The sequence below is a fragment of the Sulfitobacter sp. 1A15299 genome, assembly GCF_043556915.1.
In the GTDB taxonomy this organism is placed as follows: Bacteria; Pseudomonadota; Alphaproteobacteria; order Rhodobacterales; family Rhodobacteraceae; genus Sulfitobacter.
The window spans coordinates 1-24,096 of sequence record NZ_JBIFFJ010000036.1; the positions used below are offsets into that span (position 1 = coordinate 1).

Below are 24,096 nucleotides of genomic sequence, written 5' to 3' on the forward strand. Positions count from 1 at the left end.
CAGAACCCCCAACTATCAAAACCAAACCTGCAGACTCTCGTTATGAGTGAGGGACCAGTGGGGGGCAGGTCAGCTTGTATCGGGCTGCTCGTCATGACATCTGGCTGATCGCCTATCCTCACCACAAGGCTGTGCTGCAGGATGTCACGAACGGTCCCACCGGCGAAGCTGCGCCGCAGAGGAGACCTCGTTGACAAACGACCGGATTAGGCCGGAAGCAACAGCCAACACCAATCCCTGTTCACTGTGAAAACTTGGTTCCATTATTTAACCGTGTTTTCATTCAATGGTACTTCAGTATGCGTCCACTAAGGGCATGGGAACAGCAGGGTGACGCGATCTGGGTTCATTTCTGCGATGATGATGGTTCCGTCCCCATTCACAGCCAATCCGTGACCATAGGTGGAAAAGGTGCGACAACGTCCAACCAATTCGCCGCTCGGAGAGTAAGCGGACAGACGCGGGGTCTGGTCACTGACCAGCAAGAGGCCATCCGGGGTAAGTGCCAGCGCCATCGGTTTGTGCAGCCCCTCGATCTGCCCCAGCCAGTTCCCTTCAGCATCGAAGAGTTGGACGCGGTTGTTCTCGCGGTCCGCCACACAGAGCCTCCCCTGACTGTCGAACAATAGGCTGTGCGGGGTCGAGAACGCGCCCGGTTCAGTTCCGGGGTGCCCGAAGGTCTTGAGGTGGCGCAGTTCCGGGTCAAAGATGTGAACTGCGCTGTTCCCATATCCGTCAGCAACATAATAGCGGCCATCCGGTCCTTTTGTGCAATCGCAGGGGTGATTGAAGGGGCGCCCAAAGCTTGGACGCTCTGCGCAATCCATCCGGCTGATCTCCTGCATCGTGCTACCCAGAAGCACGATCTTGTGCCCATCCATGTCCGTCGCGGCCATTTCGTTCCGCAGAAATGGCGCGCAGCCCATGACCGCATACGAATTGCGGCAGCTCGGTGCTTTCACCTGTCATTGCACCGTTCGGCCCGAGCATGACCAGTTCAGGCGCTTGCCGCCTGAGAACAACGATCCTGTCGCCGGTGACCGCGACATCTGAAATGCCCGTTAGCATCGGATCGTTGACGTGGCTCACACGGTAACGCAGCGGACCCAAGGCCACATAGGCAGAAGGGCGTTTGGTCTTTTCGCTCACAGCTCGCTCTGCAATTCTTCAGCCATGGCGAGAAGCATCGCATCCCGCCCCGCCGGAGCGGTCAGCATCAGTCCCGCACCGGGGTGGCCATTAATCGGCATGCTAAACGAACAGCCATTGATCACATTCGCAAGGCTGGTGTTGCGCAGCGCCAGCAAATTGATCCGATCATAGGTCGCATCGTTGTTCAGATCATTCAGCTTCGGCGGCATGATAGCCACGCTCGGCAGTGCTACAGGCATGTCTCCAAAAAGGCAGGCTGCACGGGCAACGAGTGCTTCCCGCGCTGCTATCGTGCGGGCGAATTCAATGCCGGTGACGCCATCTGCCCTTGTCATACGCGAGGCGACACGCGGATCAAGGTCAGCACGGGTTTTGTCAAAATGCGCCCCGTGGTGGGCGCGGGACTCGACTGCCGAGAATTGCCAAACGGGTAGGGCGCGGTAGTCCTCGAAGAACTCGAGGGTCTGCCGCCGGATGCCCACGCCAGAGGCCCGAAGGGCTTCGAGAGCGGCTTCAAAGGCCTCGGCGACCTCGGCGTCCAACTCATCCATGCCGAAGTTTTCCGGTACGATGACAGCACGCGGTGCAGAGGACGCGGCAAGCGGTTGGTCCCGCAGCACGTTCAACACCGGGCGCAGGAGGCCGACTTCGCGGGTCAGCACGCCGACACTATCGAGCGAATGCGAAAGCGGTATTGCTCCTTTGCGTGAGATCGTCTGCGCAGTGGCTTTGAATCCGAACAAACCGCAAAAGGCAGCCGGGATGCGCGCGGAGCCGCCGGTATCTGTTCCAAGCGCGATATCGGCCACGCCTCGCGCCACGGCAGAAGCACCGCCCGAGGTCGAGCCGCCCGCAATACAACCTTCGCGCAGCGGCGTGAGGGGCGTGCCGTAATGTGGGTTAAGGCCAAGACCGGAATAGGCGAACTCCGTCATATTGGCGTGACCGATGAGCCCCGCGCCTGCACGGCGCAGCCGCGCGACCGCCGCAGCATCCTCGGCGGCGGGTGGCGCGTCTTGGCGGACCAACGATCCCGCACGTGTGACTTGGCCGCGAACGTCGAACAGGTCTTTGACCGCGACGTTTAACCCCGATAGCGGCCCTTCGCCTTCGACCGGATCATCAAAGGTGCGGGTGAAATCGGGTGAGGTCGCGCGCGCGCGTGCCGCGTCCAGAAGGGATTGGGGTGTCTGTGTCATCAAATCAGCCTTTAAATCGTTTGTTCCACAAGCCATGTCGCGATGCCGGGGAATGCCGTCAGCAGGATCACGGCCAGCACCAAGATCATGAAGTAGGGCACGATCATGCGGGTAATCTCAAAGATCGATTTACCAGTCAGGCTCTGGATCACGAACAGATTGAACCCCAGCGGCGGCGTGATCTGCGCCATTTCGACGACAATAATCAGATAGATCCCGAACCATACCGGATCGATCCCAACGGCAGCCACGGCGGGCATGACAACCGAGGTCGTAAGCACCACGATCGAGATTCCATCAAGGAAGCAGCCGAGCAACACGAAGAACACGGTTAGTACAGCAAATAGTCCCGGTGCGCCCAGCCCGCTGGCAGAGATGATTTCGGCAAGTTGTCCGGGCAGGCCAGAAAAACTCATTGCCGAAGTGAGAAAGGCTGCGCCAAGCAGGATCAACCCGATCATGGCAGAGGTGCGTGTGGCGCCCAAAAGTGAGGCGATGAAACTGTCGAGGCTCAACGACCGGCCAAAGGCCGCAATGACCAACGCCCCGGCCACACCGATCGCGGCGGCTTCGGTTGCCGTGGCGACCCCGGCATAGATTGAGCCGATGACCCCAATGATCAAACCGACCACCGGCAGCAACATACGGAGGCGGCGCAGGCGTTCACGCATTGGCAGGCGGGGTTCGGGGTCTGGTACGCCATCGGGGTTCATTTTGGACCAGATCGCGATATAGCCCGAGAACAGCGCCATCAGCATCAATCCCGGCACCACACCTGCAATGAACAGACGGTTGACCGACACTTGGGCCGCGACGCCATAGACGATCATCACGATTGACGGCGGGATCAAGAGGCCAAGCGTGCCCGATCCAGCCAATGAGCCAATGGCAAGCCGGTCGGCATAGCCCCGCGATTTCAGTTCGGGCAGGGAAATGCGCCCCACGGTGGCGGTGGTGGCTGCCGATGATCCCGATACGGCGGCAAAGATCCCGCAGCCCGCGACGTTGACATGCGCCAAGCCGCCGGGCAGCCGTCCGACCCAAGGGGCAAGACCGGAAAACAGGTCTTCGGCCAGACGGGTGCGGTAGAGAATTTCGCCCATCCAGATGAACAGCGGCAGCGCCGTTAGAGTCCAGCTGGCGGAATGCGCCCACATGGTGGTGCCGAGGATCGCATCGACTGGCGTCGAGGTGAACATCATGAAGATGACGACACCCGAGGCCATGAGCGCGACGCCAACCCAGATACCTAAGCCTAACAGTACCAGCAAGGTCACGACCAAGGTCGCGGATTGAAGAAGAATATCCATGCTTATTCGCCCCGACCCTGTTCGCTCGTATCGTCACTCTCGACTGGCAGCCCGAGGATCAGGCGCAGGGTGCGCTCGGCAAATGCCAGTGCAAAGAGCATCGACCCCAAAACCATCGCGGATTGCGGCCACCAAAGCGGAACGGCCACGACGCCTTGGCTGACTTCATTATAGGTCCAGCTTTCGTGGACATAACCGAAGATCGCCCAGGCGACCCAGCCCATCATTACCGTGGCAAACGTGGCGGCGAGAATGTCAGCGGCGTGGCCCAGTCGATCTGACATCAGCTGCCGCAGCGATGTGACACGAATATGATCCCCTCGTATCAAGGTGGCGGGAAGAGCGAGGAAGATCGACGCGCTAAGGCCCCATGCCGCGAAATCGTCGGCTGACGGTATTTGGCTGCCCATAAGGCGGAGGCCAATCTGAGACAGGATCAAGACCGCAATCCCCAGTAGGGACAGCGCGGCCAAGGCTCCGCAAAAGTTAAATAGGTGGCGGGTCAGCTTCATGGCGGCGGGCTCCGGATCGGTGGGCGGGTTGGGGCGAAAACTCGTTTTCGCTGTAGAAAGGGCCCGGGCAAGTGACAGCCCGGGCCCGCTATGATCAGTTCATCGCATCGATGATCTTCTGGCCCTCTTCGCCTGCTTGTTCCAGCCATTCCGCGCGCATTGTCGCGGCGATGGTTTCAAAGTCGTCTGCCAGCCCTTCGGGGGTCGGCAGGACTTTCATGCCATTGTCGGCCATTGTATTCGTCGCTTCGGTAGTGGCCGCTTCGGCCATCTCAAAGCCCCTGGTTTCCGCCAGTTCAGCCGCTTCATGCAGCGCGGTTTTCACGTCTTCGGAAAGGCCATCGTAGGCACCCTTATTCACGATCACCATGTTCTTCGGCAGGAAGGCCTGAACGTCATAGTAATGCGACACGAAATCCCAAGCTTGGCTGTCCACACCGGTCGACGGCGAGGTGATCATACCGTTGATGACCCCGGTCGAGAAGGCTTGGCTGATCTCGGAGGTGGCGATGGTGGCGGGAACGGCGCCCAAGAGCTCAGCAAGGCGCGCGGTTGATGGGTTGTAAGCGCGGAACTTTACCCCGTCGAAGGAGGATGCGTCGGTCACTTCTTGGTTCATGTAGACGCCCTGCGGTGGCCAAGGTGCGGCGAACAGAAGCACGAGGCCATCATCGGCCAGTTTTTCTTCGTAGATGGGGCGGGAGGCCTCCCAAAGCGCGCGGGCCTCGTCAAATGTCGTCGCCAAAAGCGGCACGGCATCGGCAGAGTAAACGGCGTCTTCGTTGCCAAGGGCCGAGATCAGGACTTCGCCGATGGGAACGATGCCGCGCTGCACGCCGCGCTTCAGTTCAGGGCGCTTGAGCAGGACCGAGTTCGACACAACGTCGATTTCCAGCGCGCCATCCGACAGGCGGGCCACATCATCGGCAAAGGCGCGGATGTTCTGGGTGAGATAGTTGCCGTCTGGCGCGTCCGCCGACATTTTCCAAGTTTCCGCATGGGCCAGACCGGCTGTCAGGGCTGCGATCGCGGTTCCGATGAGAAGGTGTTTCATATGTGGTATCTCCTGTTGGGGGTGTGGTTCTTGCACTGCCGCTTTGGCAGGGCAGGTTGGTTAACTCAGTCTTCCAATGCGGGCAGGTCTTGCGCGTCCAGCGACCACATCAGGCGGAAGGTTTCGGCCTCGCGCACCGCGCCGCCCAGCTTTTCGGTCAGTTGGCGCAGGGTCGCTTCGGCGATCGGCTCTGACGTCACATCCACCGCGATGCAAGGCGCCAGAACGCGCCCTTCGGTGTTTTCAGACGGCAGCGGGGTCGAAAGGCTTGCGTCGGGGATCATGTGATGCACACGCAGCACGCCTTCTTCGGCCATCAATTTGCCAAGCACTTCGGCGACGGCGTCGCTCCCCATGGCATCCGGCACCAGTTCGATCAGCACCAGCGCGCCGCCCCAGCCAAAGCCGCCCTCTTGCGCGACCTGCATCACCCGACGGCGGGTGTTGGACATGCGCCCGAAATTGGTGAGCGACCATTGGGTCTGTTTGGTAAAGGCTTTGCGGTAGGCTTCCGAGGTAAAATCGGCAAGGTTGCTGGCGCGGTACAGGGCGAGGTAGCGCCGAGCCGAGCCCGATACCGCACGATAGCGCCGCGCGCCGGTGAAGCCCGGAATGCGAACGCGCTCTTCCATATGCTCCCGGTCATACCACTGGTTAAAGTCAGCCTCATGATCGGGGTCGATATCGCTCCAGACGAAAAGCTGTGCTTGATCGGTTGTACGGATATTGCTCATTCTGCATCCTGATCTTTGGACAAAGCTTTCCCGTCACGTAGCGGGGCACGGCCCGTCTCCGTCGAGGTGCGGTCAAGCTCTGTCGATTGTTGTTGGGGCACCCTTACCGAGATGGGGTCCAACGACAAACGGGATTATTTAGGGGGGGGGTGATAGGGGTTTCCGATCAGGCGACCGTGAATGAGATCAGGCCTGCCGTTGATGACGCTCCGCACAGGCCCGCGCCAGATCGGCGATTGCTTTATAGGTGGCCACGTCGGAACTGCGCCGCCAGATGCAATACAGCGGCAGGGGTGGCAGTTTCGCATCTACATCAAGCTCGCAAATACCCGGCCCCGCCAAGTCGCAGGCCAGAGGCAAGGTCGCGATGCCCAGCCCGCGCTGTGTCAATCGCGCAATCGCCGCCATCGAGGTGATACAATGCACGATCGAAGGTCGCAGGCCGCGATCGCTGAAAAGCGCGAGAACATTGGCGTGCGGGCGTGAATTGCGGGTGAAGGTGATCAGTGGGCTGGTAACGACGTCAGCCAGTGTCAATCTTTCGCCGCGCATCCCCTCCGGTCCGAACCATCCCATGGCCAGTGGCGGCAGGTCAGCGCAAGCGCAGTTTTGATCGTGGCGATCATCCGTGGTCAGCAACATATCCAGAGCGCCGCGCTCGAAGGCGGTGGAAATGTTCGGTGTCGGCTCAACTGTCAGTTCGAGTTCTAACCGAGGATAGCAGCGGGCTACCTCTTCGATCAGGTCACAAAGCCATGTATGAACGACCGATGACACAAGCCCCAATCGTACGCGCCCCACGGCGGTTGTGGGGTCCGCCAAGGTGCTACGCAAACTGCGCTCAGTCGCAAGCATGTCTTGCGCTTTTTCAAGGATCATTGCGCCGGCTACTGTGATCCGGGTCGCGTGGAATTCTCGGTCGAACAGATCGACCCTAAGATCCGTCTCCAGCGACGAAATCCGGCTGGAAACTGTCGCCTGACTGACATTCAATTGGTCGGCTGCGGCCCGGAAACTACCCAAATTGGCAACCGTGACGAATGTCTCCAAAAAGCGCGTGTTCACTAAGGGCCTCTATTTCTTGTTTTGGGCGCGAAGGGCGAGGATAAGTCAGCCATGCGGGAAAGTCACTTGTCATTAGAAAAGCGTGGACCAATCGGGGGTTGATCGAAAATTGAGCGGAAAGCGGGCTTTCGCTGCGATCTGCACGAATGTCGGCTAGTCGGTACATTTCTCCGACAATAATTGGCGTTAGATATGCTCAGCAAACATCATACAGTGGAAATCCCGCATTGGTTGAGCGGCCCCATGAAGCTTATTTCCGCCTATATCTGACCTTTGAAACAGAAATTCGGCGGGCTGATCTGAGCCGAACCTGTTTCAGGCATCTCTGACCGGAACTAGTAAGCAATCAGTGCCCGATAATATCGAACGGTGAATTTGGCCTAAAGAACATGCCCAAATGCTTTCGCATACTTGAATGAGACAGCGGGGCTTCCTGAGCATATAGATTGCGTTATCGTGATAAGAAACGATCAAGCCTTCTGACCTCGGCTGATACAGAATGCCGGGCTTAGCCGTTGAAAAAGTCATGTTTGCGCGCGGTTCTGCCGGAACATCCGCACCAGCAACCACACTGACAGCGCCAGCATGACAAGCGCAATGGGCGATTTCAGCAAGAACCATGGATCGCCGCCCGACGCGGTGAAGCTGCCACGGATCAGCCCCTCGAGCGCCGGGGCCAGCAGAAACCCGATGACGAAGGGCAGGATCGAGACACCGAGGCGCCGCAGGACGTAGCCGATAAGGGCAAAGGCACAGGCGCTCAGCAGGCCGACATAGCCGCCGTCCTGCACATAGGCCGCAGTGAGCGAAACGGTCAGGATCACCGGCAACATCACGTCCTTCGGGATTCGGATAAGGCGGCCCAACTGGCCCATCAGGAAACTGCCGACGCTCCAGTTGCAGAGGTTGGCGATCACCATCATCGTGAAAAGGCCGAAGGCCATGACCAGATCGCGGTTCATGATGGTGTCGAACCCCTCGATCTCCTTGATCGGGGTGAACCGGAAAACCTGCGGCCCGAAGGCGAAATCGCCGATGGTCTCCACCGCCAGAATGATAAAGACGGCGGCGAAATTGCCGGGGATGCCGAGGCTCATCACCGGGATCAGATTGGCGCCGGAGACGGCTGAGTTCGCCGATTCCGTTGCCACCACCCCCTCGATCGCGCCCTTGCCAAAGGTCTCGGGCGATGTCGAGCGGCGCCGCGCGGTGTCATGCGACAGGGTCGCGGCGGTGGTGGTGCCGATCCCCGGCAGCGCGCCGATCATCGTGCCGATCCCGGCGCCGCGCAGGATCGCGGGCATCATCCGCCAGCGCTCGCCCCAGCTCAGCCGCGGCCCCATTTCAGGGGCGGAGACCGGCCCCTTGGCCGCGGCACGGTCGCGGCGCATGTCTTCGACCGCGATCAGCACTTCGGACAGGACCAACACGCCCAGCACGCAGGAGGTCAGCGGCAGGCCGCCTCCAAGCTCGGGGATGCCAAGTGTCATGCGCGGTCCGTCGCCCGACATCGTCGTCCCAACAAGCGAGACGAACATCCCCAGAAGGCCACCGATCAAGCCTTTCAACGGAGCTTTACCGACCACGGCGGCCATGAAGCAGAGCGACAATATGATGAGGGCGGATTTCTCGGGCAGGTCCAGCACCCGTTCCACCGCCACCGCGAGCACAGGGGCGGCGATGAAAAGCACGAGGTCCGAAAAGTTGTCCCCCACGACGGAGGCGAAATGCGCTGTCTGGATCGCCCGGCGCCCCTGTCCCTTTTGCGCCAGCGGATAGCCGTCCACCGTGGTCAGGAAGGCATCGGGCGTGCCGGGGGTGTTGAACAGGATCGCCGGCACCGCACCGCCCACGGTCGCGCCCTTCATGATGCCCAGAAGACAGCCCAGCACCGGATAGAGTGCCTCGTTCCCGTAGCCGAAGATCGAGACCAGAACCGGCAGGGCGATGGCCATGGCGAAGGGGCCCGAGAGCCCCGGGGTGGCGCCCACGAGGATGCCGATGACGACCCCGGTCAGCACCATGCCCATAGGCAAGAGCCACAGGCCACCATCGGCGGCCGTGAAGACGGAACTGATTCCGAGCGCGAGATATTGCAGCAAGAGGTCCAAGGGGTGTCCTTCACAGGTCGGCGTTTGGCGGCAGTTGGATGTTGTCGAGCAACCCGGCAAACAGCAGGATCAGAAAGGCCGTCGAGAGCATGGCAACCACAAGATCGCGTGTCCGCAGCGCGCGGCGGGTGATGTAGATGTAACTGGCGCTCAACGCCGTGCCGCCGAGAAAGAACCCGGCCACGTTGTAGGGAAACCGCCCCGAAGCCGCGCGGTAGCCGGAAAAATCCGTAAGGCCCGCGGCGTTGCTGGCCCAGACCACCAGCGGCCCGCCCCATGTCATCAGCGCAAGCGATGCAGCGGTGACAAGACCCGCACGGACCAGAAACAACAGGTTGTCGAGACCGATACGCCCAACAGGCTCTCCCGCTTCACGCCCGCTGCCACGCAGCTCTCCCGCGATTAGCAAGAGCGCCAGCGGCACCATCAGCAAAACCAGCAGCGTGGGAAAAAAGGCGTCTCCGGGGATGGTGTTGCCGGTCAGGCTCTTCTTGAGAAATCCGCTGCTGATGTCCCGCGGAAACCAGACCAGCAGGCAAAGCGCGACAAGCGCCAGCGTGCCCCCGCCCAGCCAGAGGTTCCAGCGCCCCCCGGAGGGGGCGCCTTCATCGGTGTCCACGGGACCTCGGGTCATTCGGCCAGTGCTTTCATCATCGAGACATTGGCCTCATAGGTCGAGAGGATCTGTTCGCGCAGCTCCGCGCCCTGCGTCACGATCGGCGCCGGCGGATACTGCTTTTCGATGAACTGGCGTGTCTCGCTCTCGGGGTCAGCGAGGATCTCGGCGATGACGCTGCCGATCTCGTCGCGGATCTCGTCAGGCATGCCCGCGGGGGCGGTGATGATGTACTGGTAGCCAAGGTTCAGGTCGATGCCTTGATCCATCAGCGTCGGCATCTCCGGGGCAAGCGCCACCGGACCGGTCTCGGCGGAGGAGAGGATCACCAGTTCGCCCGCCTCGACCAGCGGTTTCTGTACGCCGCCGCCCCAGGCGACATTGGCGTCCATCGACACCAGCGCATTGAGCGTGCCACGGCCACCCTTCATGCGCAGGTGGTTCACGTCGATCCCGAGGGCGCGGGCGACGATCTCGGCGCCGGCCTCGACCTGCGTGCCCCAGTTGGCCCAGACGATCGGCTCATTGGCGGCGGCGGCTTTAAGATCATCAAGCGTCTTCCAGCCGCTCTCTGCGCGCGCCAGAACCGCCATCTGCGAGCCTGCGGTCGTGGTGATATAGGTGAAATCCTCGGGCGACAGGTTGTCGCTGTTCATCGGCGCGAAATCATAGGTCGTGGTGATCGCAAAGCCCAGGGTCTGACCGTCAGGAGCCTCTCCCTTGAGTTGCGCGGACATGACGGTGCCGTCGTCGCCCGCCTTGTTTTCGGGGATCACCTGCCAGCCACGCTTGGCCTCGATCTCCTTTGCGAGGGTCCGGCCCTGCACGTCGGTGCCGCCGCCAGCGCCATAGCCGATCCACAGGCGGATCGGGCCGTCGGGGTTCCATTCGGCCAGCGCAGGCCCGGCGGCCAGCAGGGCGGTAGCGGCGGTGGTCATCAGAATACGTTTCATGGTCTCTCCACTGTTGGTTAGGTTGGTTGCATTTTTATTGGTCGTCAGAATCCAGGCTTGCCTTCCACCAGCTCCATCGGACGGTGGCCTCGGGGCAATTCGAAGCGTTGGATCAGTTGCAGCCTGTCCTGGCTGTCATGTTCATGGGCGTCCCAGATCATCCCCACATGCGGCGCGGCAAGGTCGAGATGTTGGCAGGCTTGCCGCGACAGCAGGTCGGCGCGCGCCTCGTGGCGGACCCTGGCGGTGCGGATCTGGAACTGCTCCCAGAGCATGCGGTGATAGGAAATACCGTGCAGCTCCTCCAAGGGGCGCGACAGCAGCGCTTCGGCGTGGTCGCAGCGCAGGTACATGGTGCCGAAAGCCGGTTGCGACCCGGTGACCCACACAAGCCGGTCGATGCGGATCACCTGCTCGGCCTCGAAGCCGATGAGCAGTGGCCCGGATTCGGCGGTGGGCAGGCGCTGAATATCGACAACCCGGGTATAAGGCATCTTCCAATCGCCGGTCTCGGAGTCGCGAAAGCGGTAGACATGGACCTCGGGCACCTGATGGCGTGCGTCGGCGATGAAGCTGCCGCGCTTGCGGTGGCGCACGATCAGCCCCTGTTCGACCAGCCGCGACAGGCCCTTTTGCACCGTGGACAGGCCGATGGGCAGCGCGGCGGCGATCTCGGTCTCGCCGGGAAGCTGGCCGCCGGGCGCGAAGGTGCCGTCCTGGATGCAGCGGGTGAAGGCCTCGCTCAGACGCAGGTACTTGGGCCGGCCCTTGCCATCGGGGGCCGTGTCTTCCCATGCGGCGACCAAGGTCTTGAGGGGCAATCTATCTGAGGGGCTTTCCATACAACTATCATAGAACGAGGGGTATTGCACTTGTCAACTACGTAGTTAATAATTGTAGGCGGAATATATCACAGCGTTGAGAGGGTGGAGATGAGCGAAGAATGGGCAGTGGCCACCGGACATCCCATCGCCACCGGGGCCGCGGAACGTGTTCTGCGCGCAGGCGGCAATGCCGTGGATGCCGGGGTGGCCGCCGGGATCGCGCTGGCCGTCGTGCAGCCCGATCTGGTGTCCTTTGCCGGGGTCGCGCCGGTGATCCTCTATGACGCGGCGCGCGAGCATGTGACCAGCTACGACGGTGTCGGGGTCTGGCCGCAAGCCGCAGACGTGGTGCAGATGCAGCGCGATCACGGCGACCACGTGCCAGAGGGCCTGCTGCGCACCGTCGTGCCCGCCGCCCCGGCAAGCTGGATCAAGGTTCTGGCGACCCACGGCACCCTCGGTTTCGGCGATGTCGCCCAAGAGGCGGTGCAGGCCGCACGCGACGGTTTCGAGGTCTATCCCCTGCTGGCCGATTTCATCGCTTCACGGGAGGAGAAATACGCGCGCTTCCCGTCAACGGCGGCGATCTTCCTGCCCGGTGGCCGCCTGCCGAAGGTGGGAGAGCGTTTTGTCCAGACCGACCTTGCAAACACCCTGCAGCTACTGATCGATGCGGAAAGCGCCGCCCGTGCCGAGGGAGGTGATCGCTGCGCAGGTCTGGCCGCCGCCCGCGGGGCTTTCTACAGCGGTCCGATCGCGCAAAAGATCGTTGCCTTTCACGAGGAAAACGGCGGCCTGCTGCAGGCCGAAGACCTCGCCTCCTACGAGGTTCGTGAAGAGCCGACTTTCGCCGTCGACTTCCGGGGCGCGCAAATCCACTGCTGCGGTGCCTGGTGTCAGGGCATCTCGATGGCGCAGACGCTCGCCATGCTGGAACAGGCCGGCCCCGAAGCCTCCCGCGACGGAGAGCGGATTGATCTTCATTTCCTGCTTGAGGTGCTGAAACGCGTTTTCGCCGACCGCGAGGCGCATGTTACCGACCCCCGATACATGCAGATAGCCCCCGAGGCGCTGCTGGACCCCGCCTTCATCGCCGACCGGCTGCGCAGCATTCAGAAGACCTCAGACCCGTTGCCGGCCCCCGCGGCCCCGGCTTCCGCGGCTTCGGGCGAACGCCCAGTGTTCGAAGTGGGCTGCGCCGATACTTCGCATGTCAGCGTGATTGACGACGCCGGCAATATTTTCTCCGCCACCCCGAGCGATCCGAGCTACGACACCGTGGTGATCCCCAGCACCGGCCTCTCGGTCTCCTCGCGCGGGTCGCAGAGCCGTGCGATCCCCGGTCACCTCAATGCGCTCGCCCCCGGCAAGCGTCCACGGCTGACGCCGAACCCCATTCTGGGGCTGAAGGATGGCAAGCCATGGCTCGCCATGGGCACGCCCGGTGGCGACGTACAGGTTCAGGCCATGGCGCAGGTATTGCTGGGCATGCTGGACCTTGGACAGACCCCGCGCGCGGCGGTTGAGGCGCCCCGCGTGGCGTCCTATGCCTATCCCGGCAGCTTCGCGCCACATGATGTCCATCCCAACAAGGTGATGTATGAAGCCGATCTGCCACCCGCGCAGGCTCAGGAGTTGCGCGCACGCGGACATGACCTGGAAGAATGGCCCGTTCGAACCTGGATGGCGGGCGGGATCTGCATCGCCTTGCGTGACGGATCCGGCGTGGACGCCGTCGCCGACCCGCGGCGCGCCGGCACTGCCAAGACTGGAGCGAAACCATGACGACGGAGATTTGCAAACGTATCGCCAATCAAAGCACCCCGCTGGAGGAGGCTTTTGACCTATGCGGCAGGGCTTTCGACAATGAGTTGTTCACCGCAATGCGTTTCCACGCCGCGACGATGGAGGTGGAACGCCTTCACTCCACCTTGCCCGATAGCTATCCTGTCAGCGGTCGCAAACCAAAGCGGGATACGGCGTGGGGAAAAAAGGTTTTGATCGACCGAGAGATCAACCTCGGTTTCGGGGCCGCTGATATCAGATGGGCATTTTCGGACCATGAAACCATTTTGGGGCTCGGGCTCAATGCTGTGTTGAACGCGCCCATCGTCCTCGATGGTTCGGTTCTCGGCACGATCAATTACTTGCGGGGCGATCCGGCTTTCAGTTCGCGAGAGGTGGAGATCGCAAAACAAGTTGCGGCTGCACTGGCTGATCGGAATGATCTGCGAGACTAATTATATGCCATGATGCCGTAGGCGTCAGGAATTTTCCCCGGGCGTTCTTCGTCATCGGGGAACTTCGCTGCGCTGATTTGGCTGAGAACGGTAGTGCGCTGCGCATAGAATTTCCTCAGTTCGGCGAACCAAGCCGAGATGTTCTGGCTTGCAGTCGTGGGTAGGGCATTTACCCTTGCAAACTGGTATAGGGGGGACACTGTGCAGAAAATAAGGACATCCAATCCAGATTTCATGATCCGCCACGCATCTCCTGATGATGCGGAGCTTGTCGTCGAATACATGAGGAAACTCGGCGCCTATCAAAAGATGGCTGACAAGATCACGGCAACTGAGCCGCAGATCAGGCGGCTTCTGAATGAAAAATTGGGCGAAGCGCTGTTCGGATATTACAGGGGAGAAATTGTCGGCTTCGCTTATTTTTGTCAGAAGTCATCCGCATTTACCGGACTGGCCGGGATCTATATCGACGGGTTCTTCGTGGATACGAAAGTTCGCCATCAAGGTCTTGGCAAGATCATTATGGGGTATCTTTGCTCACTCGCCCTACAGCGAAATTGCCAGATGATGGAATGGGGGGTTTTGGACTGGAATAAGCCCACGATAGAATTTTACAGAAGCCTTGGCGCTTATAGCGTAGACGAAATGACGATTTTCAGATTCACGCCGGACGACCTGAAAACAAACGCTCATGCATTCGAGGGCAAGCCATAGCTTTTAGCAATATGGAGATTTGGATTCAGAACTGTCGTTCGCATGGGACTGGTCGAAAAGCAGCTCTGCATCAAAAGATGCCGTCACCGCCGTTGCTAAGGAGATAGATTGATTGGCTCCGTTTTGCGGCAGGTTTTTTGAGCGCACCTAGACTTTGATTTTTTCAATACCCTTCAGCACCGCATATTCTCAGTTCTTGAAACGAGGGGAGGAATGCACGCCTTTTCAGCCGTTCACGGAGAAGAGCCAGCAGCCATGTTTGATCTCGATGAATTTTGCAGAGCAATGGACGCGGCTGTTAAGCGCTGGTTTGCCGATCATCGAAATGATGAGAGGGTGACAAGGGACGTGCAGGATTTATTGAGCTTGAGGCTGACGGGGGGCATCCTTTCTTTGTAAATGCACCGGTTGCAGCTTCGGGGCCTGAAATCATGATCGAAACGAAGCTTCCAACGTTTGTCTGAGTTTCCTGGAAATATTCTCTGTTCCCGAAATCTCTGTCGGTCACTGCAGAAATCTGTGTGGCCTTACAGTTGCCGAAAAGGTTAAGTCGTGGCGCCCATGCTAGAGGGGTGGACGCGTATCCTGATGACTATCGGCAGTTGGCCTGCTACAGCCTATTGAGGGAGCTCCAAAAGCGCTGCCAATTGAACTTCGTTTTTCTGGCAACATCGCGCTACTTTTCGTCACACCCCGGCACGGTCTCACCAGCCCTCCGCCTTATTCTCGGCAGAATTTTCAGCCAACATTCTAACCATCCGGGGGGACCAAATCCTTGGCGATGGCGGCGAGGCGCCCCACCGCTTGGCGAAAGGGAGGTTCCAGATGTTGGTTAACGTAAGAGACTGGTCTCGCATCCTGCATAATTGCATCTTCTCCGATGCCGATCAGTCGCTCTGTGCAAGGGCGTGGCAATACCGGGAAGAGAGCGTTCTTTGGGCGCTTTGGGTCATGATCTTCACCCCCGGCCACTGCGAGCGGAGTTTCCGCCACCACCGCAAGTTGCTCCGCCTCAAGGCGCGCAGGTCCGCGGGCAGCCGCGGGTAACAACGCCACCGACAAGCGCTCCAGCCCCGCGGAATTATCCCGCTGGGTAGTTGCATGCAGATGCATTCACGTTCACTTTGCCGGGAACGCCAAAGGCGGCCGGTTTGACCGCGCCGCTGGCCTTACCCAAGCAAAGGACAGCCATGCTTCGTCACGATCCCATTTACCCGTCCCACCGATCTCCCGTGGTTGCCGACAATGTCGTCGCGACCTCTCAGCCCCTGGCCACGCAGGCCGGCCTTTTGATGATGCAGCAGGGGGGCAACGCGGTGGATGCGGCGATCGCTACCGCTGCGGCGCTGACTGTGGTGGAGCCCACGGGCAACGGGCTGGGTTCTGACGCTTTCTGCATCCTGTGGGACGGTGAGAAGCTGCATGGGCTCAATGCCTCGGGCCGCGCGCCCGCCGCTTGGTCGCCTGAACGGTTTCCCGATGGCATGGTCGAGCATGGTTGGGACAGTGTCACCGTGCCGGGCGCGGTCAGCGCTTGGGTCGAATTGATGGAGAAGTTCGGCAAGCTCGATCTGGCGACGGTGCTGGCCCCGGCGATCCGCTATGCCGAAGAGGGGTTTCTCGTCTCGCCCACCATTGCGACGCTCTGGGCGCGCGGGGCCGAGGTTCTGGGCAAGCAACCGGGCTTTGCCGAGACCTTCCTGCCGGAGGGCCGCGCCCCGAAAGCGGGGGAGCGGTTCCGCAACCCCGGCGCGGCCCGCACCCTGCGGCTGATCGCCGAGACCAAGGGCCGCGCCTTTTACGAAGGGGAGATCGCCGAAGAGATCGTGGCCCATGCCGAGGCCAATGGCGGCGCGATGACCATGGCGGACTTGGCGGCCAACAAGCCCGAATGGTGCGGCACGATCAGCCAGAGCTTCGATGATGTGGAACTCCATGAAATCCCGCCAAACGGACAGGGGATCGCCGCGCTGATGGCGCTCGGCATTCTGGAGCATAGCGACATCCGCGCGCATGGCGCAGACGACCTGATGGCGGTGCATTTGCAGATCGAAGCCTGCAAACTCGCCTATAGCGATCTGCATGCCTATGTGGCGGATCGGACGGCCATGACCGAGGTCGACGAGAAGGCGCTGCTCGATCCGGCATACCTCAAGTCGCGCGCCGCGCTGATCTCGACCGAGAAGGCGCAGGACTTCGGTGCGGGCGCGCCCAAGCAAGGCGGCACGGTTCTGATGAGCACGGCGGATGCCGCGGGCATGATGGTCTGCTTCATTCAGTCGAACTACGCAGGCTTCGGCTCGGGCGTGGTGGTGCCGGGGACGGGCGTGTCGATGCAGAACCGCGGCTTTGGTTTCACCACCGAGCCGGGGCATCAGAATATCGTGGCAGGGGGCAAGCGGCCCTTCCATACGATCATCCCGGGCTTTGCGATGAAGAACGGCCAGCCCTTGATGGCCTATGGGATGATGGGCGGCCCGATCCAGGCCCAGGGCCATATGCAACTGCTGCTGCGCACGCAGCTTTGGGGACAGGACGTTCAGGTCGCCGCCGATGCGCCGCGCTGGCGCATCCTGTCGGGGCTGGAGGTGGCTTGCGAACCGGCCATGGCGCCCGAGCTTTTGCAAGGGCTGCGCGATCTGGGCCATGTCGTCCATGTCGAAGCGCCGGACAACGCGTTCGGCTTCGGCGGCGCGCAGCTGGTGCAGCGTCTGCCCGAGGGCGGATATTCCGCCGGGTCCGATCCGCGCAAAGACGGGCAGGCGGCGGGCTTCTGATCCGCGCGTCTCTGCCCTTGTGAGATTGGCATGGCCCGTTCCGGGGCCATGCCGTTTTATTTTCAGCCTTGCCCGCGCATCGCGTCGACCGGCCATGGCCCCGGCCCGGCGGCCGCGAGGTGGAGAATGCCAAAGCTGTAAAGCGCCGCCGGATTGCCGCCATCCAGCAGCGGAAAGAACCGCTGCGGCATCTGCGCGATGAAATAGGCCACCGCCGTCAAGCCGCTCAGGATAAAGGCCGAGAGGCGCGAGAACAGGCCGACCACCAGCAAGGCGCCAAAGCGCCATTCGACCACGCCCGAGATTCCGCCCATCGAGGCGATCGACACGCCGTTCATCGGCCTGGCAGGGAAGCTAAGGTTCTTGGTCGTGCCATGCTGCGAAAAAGCGAGAGCATCTGCGGCTGGTAGGGGGATAGGAGGGTCATGTTTTCCCTTTCAAGACAATAGGTTGTTCATACGAGCCCAGTTTCACCCGTAACCCGCGCAGCCCTCAGCGCCGGGGGAGGTGTGTCACGGACCTGTGACGCCCGACCCCGGTGTGGAACCGGGCCGAGGGGCGCATTTCAGGAGCGTTTGCAGATAATCGAAAAAAATTCGCTTCAATCGGCCAATTGCTCTTGCGCACCCGGGACCGCCCGCGTTAAAGAGCCGCTGTCCGAGGGCGTTGCCCGAAAGACAGACATAGGCATTCCGGCGTAGCTCAGCGGTAGAGCAGTTGACTGTTAATCAATTGGTCGTAGGTTCGATCCCTACCGCCGGAGCCAATTTCTTCGCAAGCATCTGACAACAAACATATTTTGTGTTTGGCTCCGATGCTATTTCCCCGAGTTGGCAGTTTTGGTTGCACACGAGGTTGCACATCAGGTTGCCTCTGCTCCATTTCACCCATCGAAGCAGGCTCTCCGAAACCCGGAGATTGCATGCCCCTTTCGAGCTACCCCTACCATCAACGCTGATAGTACTATTTTCGTCGCCGCGCCCCAGGTTATCCACATCTCGTTTGCCCGTCTTGATTTCCTTAGGGACGAAAGACCCGAATCTGGCGATTACATGTCTCGGGACACTGGCCATGGAGTTCGAAAGCGTGCTGGATGTGTTTGCATTTGTTTTGGACGAAACCTCGGAAGCACTGCTGCACCGGTACATGAAGCTGCGTTTGACGCAGCCCATTCAGGGCTCGCGTCGTCAGCGGCGGCTTGAATGGGCCTTGGGCCGGTCCGGGTTTGCCACTCCGGAGAACTGTGAGCCTCTCTGGACCTCCACATCTTCGAAACCATCGACCTGGTGCAGCAGATTGCCACCGGGTGCCTCTAGTCTTACAACAACAAGCGCCCAAAGATGGGCCGCGTTGGAATGCCCCTCTGCCCAGAAACGGAGAATGGCCGCGTAAACCCTACGACCAAGTTCCTGCAAAAACGGGGGGTACCGAAGGCTCGATTTGGGCTTGTTGGAAATCACTTTCTCCCACCCGCTGCCACCAATAGTTTTTCACAGAAATTTAAGAGCCCTAAAGGTAGAGGGTATCCGTCGGCTTGGTCCATCTTGGCACAGCACAACATCGGTCGGACCACCCGTAGGTCAGCCACCCTCCCGGTCCATGCCGTCTTTAAAAATTTTGTGTTGATCCATTCTGAACCCGCGTTACGTATGGGCCGCAGCCCGGCACAAAGCTGGGCCTCTTTGGGCTATCTGTGCAGTTTTGGCTGCGGTGCGTCTTGAGGTGCTTCAAATCGCGTTAAGGAATTTAAGATTGCCTTCTAAAGTGCCAGCTTCTCTTCTCGAATACATACAGAAAGCAGGTATTCCCCTTGCACTCGGTGCCTTGGATGAGCCCGATGAGCCTCTGATCGAGGTTAACGAGGCATTTTGTACGCTGACAGGCTATACCCGTAGGTTGGTGTTGGGGCGGAACTGCCGGTTCTTGCAGCCTCGGACCGATGCGGTTCGAGAGGTGCGGTTGAAGATGCGGAATTTCTTGAACGACCCAGAGGCCGAGGCCGGTCGGTTCGAGGTGCCGAACCTGCGCGCTGATGGCACGCCCTTCGTCAATCTGGTTTTCATGTCTCGGCTCAGAAAACGGTCCGGCACGGGCAGCCTGATTTTCGCCTCGCAGTTCGATCTCAAAGCGTCAAAGGGCATGGCCGAACTGAAGGATTACGATGCGCAGTTAGGCAAAAATATCGACGATATGGCGGAGCTCAGCGCCAATTACGGTCTGATGATGCGTCAATCGGCAGAGCTTTTGTCGCAATCCGCAACCACCATCGCGAACATTCGCTACGATGGATAAGCAAGCACAGGCCGATACTGCGCAAAAGCCGTTGTCGCAAGAAGATGGACCGCCGGTCATCGGCATCGGCGCATCCGCGGGCGGCCTCGAAGCGCTGCGCGACATGCTGGCCCCGGCGAAACTGCCGACCGGGATGGCCTATGTCGTGGTACAGCATCTTGACCCGCATCACGAAAGCCTTCTGGCCGAACTGCTGGGCCGCCAGACCACGCTGTCGGTACGTCAGGCCGAAGAGGGCGAAATGGTCATGGCGGACACTGTCTATATCATTCCGCCCGGTCATGGCCTGTCGATCCATGACAGAAAACTGTCACTTAAACCTTTTGACGAGCCGCGCGGCCTGCGCCGACCGATTGACGACTTCTTCATGTCGCTGTCCGAGGATGCGGGCCGTCTGTCGGCTTGTGTGATCCTGTCGGGAACCGGGGCCGACGGCACATTGGGCCTGCGCGCGATCAAGGAGCATGGCGGGCTGGCGCTGGTGCAAACGCCACGCTCGGCGCGCTATGACGGGATGCCCCTCTCGGCGGTCTCTACCGGAATGGTCGATTTCGTGTTGCGGCCCGAGGATATGCTTGACCGTCTCAGAGATTACTTCAGCCGCGCCATTGGCGAGATGGGGGCGGTGGTTGGCGACAGTGATCAAATTGACGCCATCTGCCAGACGCTGCGCATGCAGGCTGGGCATGATTTTTCCGGCTACAAACACACCACCTTGGCCCGCCGCATCCAACGGCGAATGCAGGTGTTGCAGCTATCCGACCCGGTCGAATACCGCAAAAAGCTGCGCAACGACGATACTGAGGCGGCGGCGCTGCTGCGCGATCTGCTGATCAATGTGACACGGTTTTTCCGCGATCCTGAACATTTCGAGACGCTGCGCAAACATGTGATCGCCCCGCTGGTCAAACGCGCCGCGGCGCATCAGGAGATCCGCGTCTGGGTGCCCGGCTGCTCCAGTGGCGAAGAGGCCTATACGCTGGCGATGCTTTTCGACGACGAAGCGCAACGGCAAAACGCGGCGCCCCGGGTGAGCATTTTCGCAACCGATATCGACGAACAGATGCTGGAGATCGCGCGAGAGGCGCGCTACCTCGCGTCCGCCCTCAACGACATCCCCGAAGAATGCAGGGAGCGTTACACCATCCAGCATGGCGATCACTTCCGCATCGAGCCGGCCATCCGGGATATGGTGCGTATATCGCCCCACAGTGTGATCAAAGATCCGCCGTTCTCGCGCCTGTCGCTGGTCTGCTGCCGCAATCTGCTGATTTATTTCGGCGAAGAGTTGCAGTCGAAGGTGCTGCCGACGTTTCACTATGCGCTGCGGCCCGACGGATATCTCTTTTTAGGGCCATCCGAGACGATTGGCCGTTCGGAAGAGTTGTTTACGGCCATTGATCAAAAGGCACGGGTGTTTTCGCGCAACGAAGGGGAGGCGCGCTATTCCGTGCAGTTGCCCTTCTCCACCGACCGCAGAACACGGCAAACCCATGGGAAATACGCAAATGAGCGGGGCGGGGTCACGGCGGGGCGCAGTCTGGCACTGGAGCGTTTGGCGAGCCGCTATGCGCGGCCCTGTGTCGTGCTCGACAGCGACGGGATGATCATCGAAAGCCACGGGCGGCTTGGGCGCTATTTCGAATTCTCCGCCGGGGCCAACCTCTCAGCCTCGCAGACCGCGCGGCCCGGACTACGCGAAGTGCTGCTGCCCCTCATGCGCCAAGCCAGTGCGGACCGGCAAAGAATGGTGGCGCGGGATATCGAAGTGCGTGCCGAATTTGGCCGCCAGAAGATCGACGTTGTGGCCGACCCGCTGGCTGATGATACCGTCCTCATGGTGTTCCGCGATCTCGCCGCTTTCGAGGTCGAGCCGGATGACGACCTGCTTGAGCTGGGTCCGGCTGATGGGCAGATCGAAATGCTCGAAGGTGAGTTGCAGCATATCAGGCGTCAGCTGCGCGATAAGACTGAGGAACTGGAAACCGCGAATGAAGAACTGAAAAGCTCGAACGAAGAAATGATGTCGATGAACGAAGAGCTTCAGTCGACAAACGAAGAGCTCTCCACCGTGAACGATGAGCTGAAGGAGAAGGTCGATCAGCTCAGCGTGGCGAATGACGATTTGCGCAACTTTTTTGAATCCACACAGTTGCCGATGGTCGTACTGGACAGCAAAATGTGCCTGCGCAGCCATACGGATGCGGCGCTTGAAATCTTTCCCTTCCAGCCGGGTGATCTGGGGCGTCCCCTGCAACAGGTGACAAGCCTGCTGTCGAGCGATGCGCATCTGAACGCCGCCGCGCGGGTGAACGACGGGGAAAAGGCGCTGCGGCAGTCGATGATGCATGCCGATGGCTCGCGGCAGTGGATCCTGATGGTCTACCCCTATTACGTGCGCGACGACAAGCAGGACGGGGTCACGCTCATCTTTACCGATGTGACCAAAATGACCGACCTACAGGCCGAACTGAACCGCGAGCGCGAGCAGCTTGAACTTGCCGTTCAACTCGCCGGGATCGGCATCTGGGAATACAACCCTAAGGCCGACCGGGTTGTCGTAGACGAATGTCAGGCGGCGCTTCTGGAATTGCCCAAAGCTGGCGGGCACCCGGCGCCGGAATTTTTCGATCAGGTATTGGATGAGGATCGGACCGATTTGCGTGAGGCCCTTAAGAAATGCGCGGAAGAGGCCGAGGAGGTCTCGACCGAATTCCGCGTTCCCGTTCCGGGCCAAGACCGTCCCCGCTGGCTGCGCTGCCTCGCGCGCCCGCTGACCGCCGAAAACCAAAACCGCGTATTGGGCGTTAGCTTCGACATCACGTCTGACCGCCATCTTGCCGAAAACCGCGAATTGATGATCGGTGAAATGAACCACCGCGTGAAAAACCTGTTCGCCGTGATCAACGCGCTCGTCGCTACAATGGCGCGCGATGCCGTGAGCACTGAGCAATTTGTCCGCGATCTTCGCGAAAAGATCGCCGGGCTGGGCCGTGCCCATGCGCTGACCAACCGGCCGGACAAGGTGCAGGGCGTCACGCTGGAAAGCCTCGTCAAAGCAGTTCTGAAACCGTTTTTGCCGCATTTCGACGTTACCATCACAGGCTGTGACCTTGTGCTTGACCAATCCGAAGTCACGCCACTGGCGCTGATCTTTCACGAATGGTCGACCAATGCTGCGAAATACGGCGTTCTGGGCGCAGACCGAGGGGAGCTCCGGATCACCTGCGAAACCACCGAGGATGAGGGCTGGGCGCTCTATTGGCAGGAAATGCGCGAAGATCGGCTCAAGGCAGATGTCGACCCGTCGGGATTTGGCTCAAACATGCTGCGGATCGCCGCGCAGCAAATGAACGCTAAACTGGAAAATCATGCCGCGGACAAGATGTTCGAATGGAGCCTGAAGCGCCCCGGCAAGAAAGGAACCTAACTTATGGTCAAGATCCTATTGGTCGAGGACGAGCTGCTTGTCGGGATGGATATCAAATTGACATTGGAAGAGGAAGGCTTTGAGGTAGACGGGCCATACCCCACCGTCGCCGAAGCGCTGACCGTCGCCAAAACCGCAACGCCCAACCTCGGTTTTCTGGATGTGCGATTGGCGGATGGTGTGATTGACCCGCTGGCCAGCTGGCTTTCGGAAAAGTCCGTTCCCTTGGTATTCCACTCAGGGCATGCACGGGCCCATGATTACGGAGCGCGGTATCCCGGAGCGGGCTTTTGCGAGAAACCATCGACCCCCGCAGAATTGGTATCGGTTGTCACGCAGCAACTTGCCAAAATTCAAACCTGACATAGGACTTTACTGCGTCATAGGCTTTCCACGGGGTCGACAAGAAATAGATTTGGTCCGGCTATAGTTTCGATCTCTCTTGCTGGTAAGTGGTTAGCAATCGCTAGACGGTTTGGCGGTCCGGACTTCTGAGAAACGGCAAGGGAGCGTGTCCGAAACGTGGTTTTGTCTAAGAAGAGCGTCTTAGGCCCTATCATGGTTCAGCCATTCGTCAAAATGCGCCGGAAAAAGTGGTTCGAGTTTGAAGTAACCGCTCGATTGATGCCGCCTGCCTGATTTCCGCGCGAAGACTTAAGACACGTCCATAGCGACGTGACCTGCCCCCCGCGAGATCCCTCACTTTAATGTAGAGTTTGCTCAACCACGAAGGAGCAAACATATGCGAAAGAGCCGTTTTACCGAGGCGCAGATTATTGGGATGATTAAGGAGCAAGAGGCAGGCATGCCGACAGCCGAAGTATGTCGTCGCCACGGCCTGAGCCCCTCCACATTTTATAAGCTGAAAGCCAAATACGGGGGCTTGGATGTTTCCGAAGTTGCCCGGCTGAAGTCCCTCGAAGGTGAGAATGCCAAGCTCAAGCGGCTGCTGGCCGATACGATGCTCGACAATGTCGTGCTGAAAGATCTGCTGGGAAAGAACTGACGACATTGAGCAAGCGGCGGGAGGCAGCGCTTAAAGCGATGCGGGACCATGAAATCTCGCAACGTCGGGCCTGCAGGCTTGTTGGTGTCGACCCAAAGACAGTCCGG

21 protein-coding genes, 1 tRNA gene and 1 pseudogene are annotated in these 24,096 nt (G+C 60.2%); 10 read left to right on the forward strand and 13 right to left on the reverse strand.

All coding sequences use genetic code 11. The features are described from left to right. Positions 1 to 308: 308 nt before the first annotated feature. The 12 genes from ACGYK7_RS17285 to ACGYK7_RS17340 all read right to left on the reverse strand — a co-directional run bounded on the left by ACGYK7_RS17285 (position 309) and on the right by ACGYK7_RS17340 (position 11,527). Positions 309 to 881, reverse strand: a complete 573-nt coding sequence (locus tag ACGYK7_RS17285; RefSeq protein ID WP_394403673.1) for a hypothetical protein — start codon at positions 879 to 881, stop codon at positions 309 to 311. Continuing rightward, positions 850 to 1,149, reverse strand: coding sequence for a hypothetical protein (locus tag ACGYK7_RS17290; protein WP_394403674.1), 300 nt, complete (start codon positions 1,147 to 1,149; stop codon positions 850 to 852). The genes ACGYK7_RS17285 and ACGYK7_RS17290 overlap by 32 nt, the downstream gene beginning before the upstream one ends. Then, positions 1,146 to 2,351, reverse strand: coding sequence for an amidase family protein (locus ACGYK7_RS17295; RefSeq protein ID WP_394403675.1), 1,206 nt, complete (start codon positions 2,349 to 2,351; stop codon positions 1,146 to 1,148). The genes ACGYK7_RS17290 and ACGYK7_RS17295 overlap by 4 nt, the downstream gene beginning before the upstream one ends. An 11-nt stretch (positions 2,352 to 2,362) precedes the next feature. After that, positions 2,363 to 3,661, reverse strand: coding sequence for a TRAP transporter large permease (locus ACGYK7_RS17300; RefSeq protein ID WP_394403676.1), 1,299 nt, complete (start codon positions 3,659 to 3,661; stop codon positions 2,363 to 2,365). Between the two features lie 2 nt (positions 3,662 to 3,663). Further along, positions 3,664 to 4,173, reverse strand: a complete 510-nt coding sequence (locus tag ACGYK7_RS17305) for a TRAP transporter small permease (RefSeq protein WP_394403677.1) — start codon at positions 4,171 to 4,173, stop codon at positions 3,664 to 3,666. Positions 4,174 to 4,267: 94 nt separating this feature from the next. Then, complete coding sequence (locus ACGYK7_RS17310; RefSeq protein ID WP_394403678.1) at positions 4,268 to 5,227, reverse strand: TRAP transporter substrate-binding protein; 960 nt, start codon at positions 5,225 to 5,227, stop codon at positions 4,268 to 4,270. A gap of 65 nt (positions 5,228 to 5,292) precedes the next feature. After that, positions 5,293 to 5,961, reverse strand: a complete 669-nt coding sequence (locus tag ACGYK7_RS17315) for a hypothetical protein (protein WP_394403679.1) — start codon at positions 5,959 to 5,961, stop codon at positions 5,293 to 5,295. Between the two features lie 186 nt (positions 5,962 to 6,147). Beyond that, the gene (locus tag ACGYK7_RS17320) at positions 6,148 to 7,026 is read right to left on the reverse strand and encodes a LysR family transcriptional regulator (RefSeq protein WP_394403680.1); all 879 of its coding nucleotides are present in this window, start codon (positions 7,024 to 7,026) and stop codon (positions 6,148 to 6,150) included. Between the two features lie 524 nt (positions 7,027 to 7,550). Next, positions 7,551 to 9,137, reverse strand: coding sequence for a tripartite tricarboxylate transporter permease (locus ACGYK7_RS17325; protein WP_394403681.1), 1,587 nt, complete (start codon positions 9,135 to 9,137; stop codon positions 7,551 to 7,553). A 10-nt stretch (positions 9,138 to 9,147) separates the two neighbouring features. Next, the gene (locus tag ACGYK7_RS17330) at positions 9,148 to 9,771 is read right to left on the reverse strand and encodes a hypothetical protein (protein WP_394403682.1); all 624 of its coding nucleotides are present in this window, start codon (positions 9,769 to 9,771) and stop codon (positions 9,148 to 9,150) included. Then, positions 9,768 to 10,706, reverse strand: a complete 939-nt coding sequence (locus ACGYK7_RS17335) for a tripartite tricarboxylate transporter substrate binding protein (protein ID WP_394403683.1) — start codon at positions 10,704 to 10,706, stop codon at positions 9,768 to 9,770. The genes ACGYK7_RS17330 and ACGYK7_RS17335 overlap by 4 nt, the downstream gene beginning before the upstream one ends. Before the next feature lie 44 nt (positions 10,707 to 10,750). Continuing rightward, complete coding sequence (locus ACGYK7_RS17340) at positions 10,751 to 11,527, reverse strand: GntR family transcriptional regulator (protein WP_394403684.1); 777 nt, start codon at positions 11,525 to 11,527, stop codon at positions 10,751 to 10,753. Positions 11,528 to 11,638: 111 nt separating this feature from the next. Here ACGYK7_RS17340 and ACGYK7_RS17345 point away from each other — a divergent pair, with 111 nt between their 5' ends. The 5 genes from ACGYK7_RS17345 to ACGYK7_RS17365 all read left to right on the forward strand — a co-directional run bounded on the left by ACGYK7_RS17345 (position 11,639) and on the right by ACGYK7_RS17365 (position 17,261). After that, entirely contained in the window at positions 11,639 to 13,315 is a 1,677-nt protein-coding gene (locus tag ACGYK7_RS17345; RefSeq protein ID WP_394403685.1) for a gamma-glutamyltransferase family protein, read from the forward strand. After that, a complete protein-coding gene (locus tag ACGYK7_RS17350; protein WP_394403686.1) occupies positions 13,312 to 13,770 on the forward strand; it encodes a GAF domain-containing protein in 459 nt (152 codons plus the stop codon). Before ACGYK7_RS17345 ends, ACGYK7_RS17350 begins: the two co-directional genes overlap by 4 nt. Before the next feature lie 234 nt (positions 13,771 to 14,004). Next, positions 14,005 to 14,484: a GNAT family N-acetyltransferase gene (locus ACGYK7_RS17355; protein WP_394403687.1), complete on the forward strand. Its 480-nt coding sequence runs from the start codon at positions 14,005 to 14,007 to the stop codon at positions 14,482 to 14,484. A gap of 255 nt (positions 14,485 to 14,739) precedes the next feature. Then, the gene (locus ACGYK7_RS17360; protein WP_394403688.1) at positions 14,740 to 14,883 is read left to right on the forward strand and encodes a hypothetical protein; all 144 of its coding nucleotides are present in this window, start codon (positions 14,740 to 14,742) and stop codon (positions 14,881 to 14,883) included. Positions 14,884 to 15,674: 791 nt separating this feature from the next. After that, the gene (locus ACGYK7_RS17365; RefSeq protein WP_394403689.1) at positions 15,675 to 17,261 is read left to right on the forward strand and encodes a gamma-glutamyltransferase family protein; all 1,587 of its coding nucleotides are present in this window, start codon (positions 15,675 to 15,677) and stop codon (positions 17,259 to 17,261) included. A gap of 62 nt (positions 17,262 to 17,323) precedes the next feature. Here the strand turns inward: ACGYK7_RS17365 and ACGYK7_RS17370 are convergent, their stop codons facing one another. Then, positions 17,324 to 17,599, reverse strand: coding sequence for a DoxX family protein (locus ACGYK7_RS17370; protein WP_394403690.1), 276 nt, complete (start codon positions 17,597 to 17,599; stop codon positions 17,324 to 17,326). A 353-nt stretch (positions 17,600 to 17,952) separates the two neighbouring features. Here ACGYK7_RS17370 and ACGYK7_RS17375 point away from each other — a divergent pair. The 5 genes and pseudogenes from ACGYK7_RS17375 to ACGYK7_RS17395 form a co-directional block, all read left to right on the forward strand. Next, positions 17,953 to 18,027, forward strand: a tRNA-Asn gene (locus tag ACGYK7_RS17375). A gap of 998 nt (positions 18,028 to 19,025) precedes the next feature. Further along, positions 19,026 to 19,553 carry a PAS domain-containing protein gene (locus tag ACGYK7_RS17380; RefSeq protein WP_394403693.1) on the forward strand — a complete coding sequence of 176 codons (528 nt, stop codon included), beginning with the start codon at positions 19,026 to 19,028 and terminating at the stop codon, positions 19,551 to 19,553. Next, complete coding sequence (locus tag ACGYK7_RS17385; RefSeq protein WP_394403691.1) at positions 19,546 to 22,983, forward strand: CheR family methyltransferase; 3,438 nt, start codon at positions 19,546 to 19,548, stop codon at positions 22,981 to 22,983. Before ACGYK7_RS17380 ends, ACGYK7_RS17385 begins: the two co-directional genes overlap by 8 nt. Positions 22,984 to 22,986: 3 nt before the next feature. Then, positions 22,987 to 23,346, forward strand: a complete 360-nt coding sequence (locus tag ACGYK7_RS17390; RefSeq protein WP_394403692.1) for a response regulator — start codon at positions 22,987 to 22,989, stop codon at positions 23,344 to 23,346. Between the two features lie 379 nt (positions 23,347 to 23,725). Continuing rightward, positions 23,726 to 24,096, forward strand: a pseudogene (locus ACGYK7_RS17395) (transposase); the annotation flags it as partial.

Coding starts and splice junctions, on each gene's coding strand:
- ACGYK7_RS17350 (WP_394403686.1), top strand. CDS start 13,312: ATGACGACGGAGATTTGCAAACGTATCGCCAATCAAAGCACCCCGCTG.
- ACGYK7_RS17370 (WP_394403690.1), bottom strand. CDS start 17,599: ATGAACGGCGTGTCGATCGCCTCGATGGGCGGAATCTCGGGCGTGGTC.
- ACGYK7_RS17300 (WP_394403676.1), bottom strand. CDS start 3,661: ATGGATATTCTTCTTCAATCCGCGACCTTGGTCGTGACCTTGCTGGTA.
- ACGYK7_RS17360 (WP_394403688.1), top strand. CDS start 14,740: ATGTTTGATCTCGATGAATTTTGCAGAGCAATGGACGCGGCTGTTAAG.
- ACGYK7_RS17310 (WP_394403678.1), bottom strand. CDS start 5,227: ATGAAACACCTTCTCATCGGAACCGCGATCGCAGCCCTGACAGCCGGT.
- ACGYK7_RS17345 (WP_394403685.1), top strand. CDS start 11,639: ATGAGCGAAGAATGGGCAGTGGCCACCGGACATCCCATCGCCACCGGG.
- ACGYK7_RS17355 (WP_394403687.1), top strand. CDS start 14,005: ATGATCCGCCACGCATCTCCTGATGATGCGGAGCTTGTCGTCGAATAC.
- ACGYK7_RS17385 (WP_394403691.1), top strand. CDS start 19,546: ATGGATAAGCAAGCACAGGCCGATACTGCGCAAAAGCCGTTGTCGCAA.
- ACGYK7_RS17335 (WP_394403683.1), bottom strand. CDS start 10,706: ATGAAACGTATTCTGATGACCACCGCCGCTACCGCCCTGCTGGCCGCC.
- ACGYK7_RS17295 (WP_394403675.1), bottom strand. CDS start 2,351: ATGACACAGACACCCCAATCCCTTCTGGACGCGGCACGCGCGCGCGCG.
- ACGYK7_RS17285 (WP_394403673.1), bottom strand. CDS start 881: ATGGATGGGCACAAGATCGTGCTTCTGGGTAGCACGATGCAGGAGATC.
- ACGYK7_RS17390 (WP_394403692.1), top strand. CDS start 22,987: ATGGTCAAGATCCTATTGGTCGAGGACGAGCTGCTTGTCGGGATGGAT.
- ACGYK7_RS17305 (WP_394403677.1), bottom strand. CDS start 4,173: ATGAAGCTGACCCGCCACCTATTTAACTTTTGCGGAGCCTTGGCCGCG.
- ACGYK7_RS17365 (WP_394403689.1), top strand. CDS start 15,675: ATGCTTCGTCACGATCCCATTTACCCGTCCCACCGATCTCCCGTGGTT.
- ACGYK7_RS17330 (WP_394403682.1), bottom strand. CDS start 9,771: ATGACCCGAGGTCCCGTGGACACCGATGAAGGCGCCCCCTCCGGGGGG.
- ACGYK7_RS17315 (WP_394403679.1), bottom strand. CDS start 5,961: ATGAGCAATATCCGTACAACCGATCAAGCACAGCTTTTCGTCTGGAGC.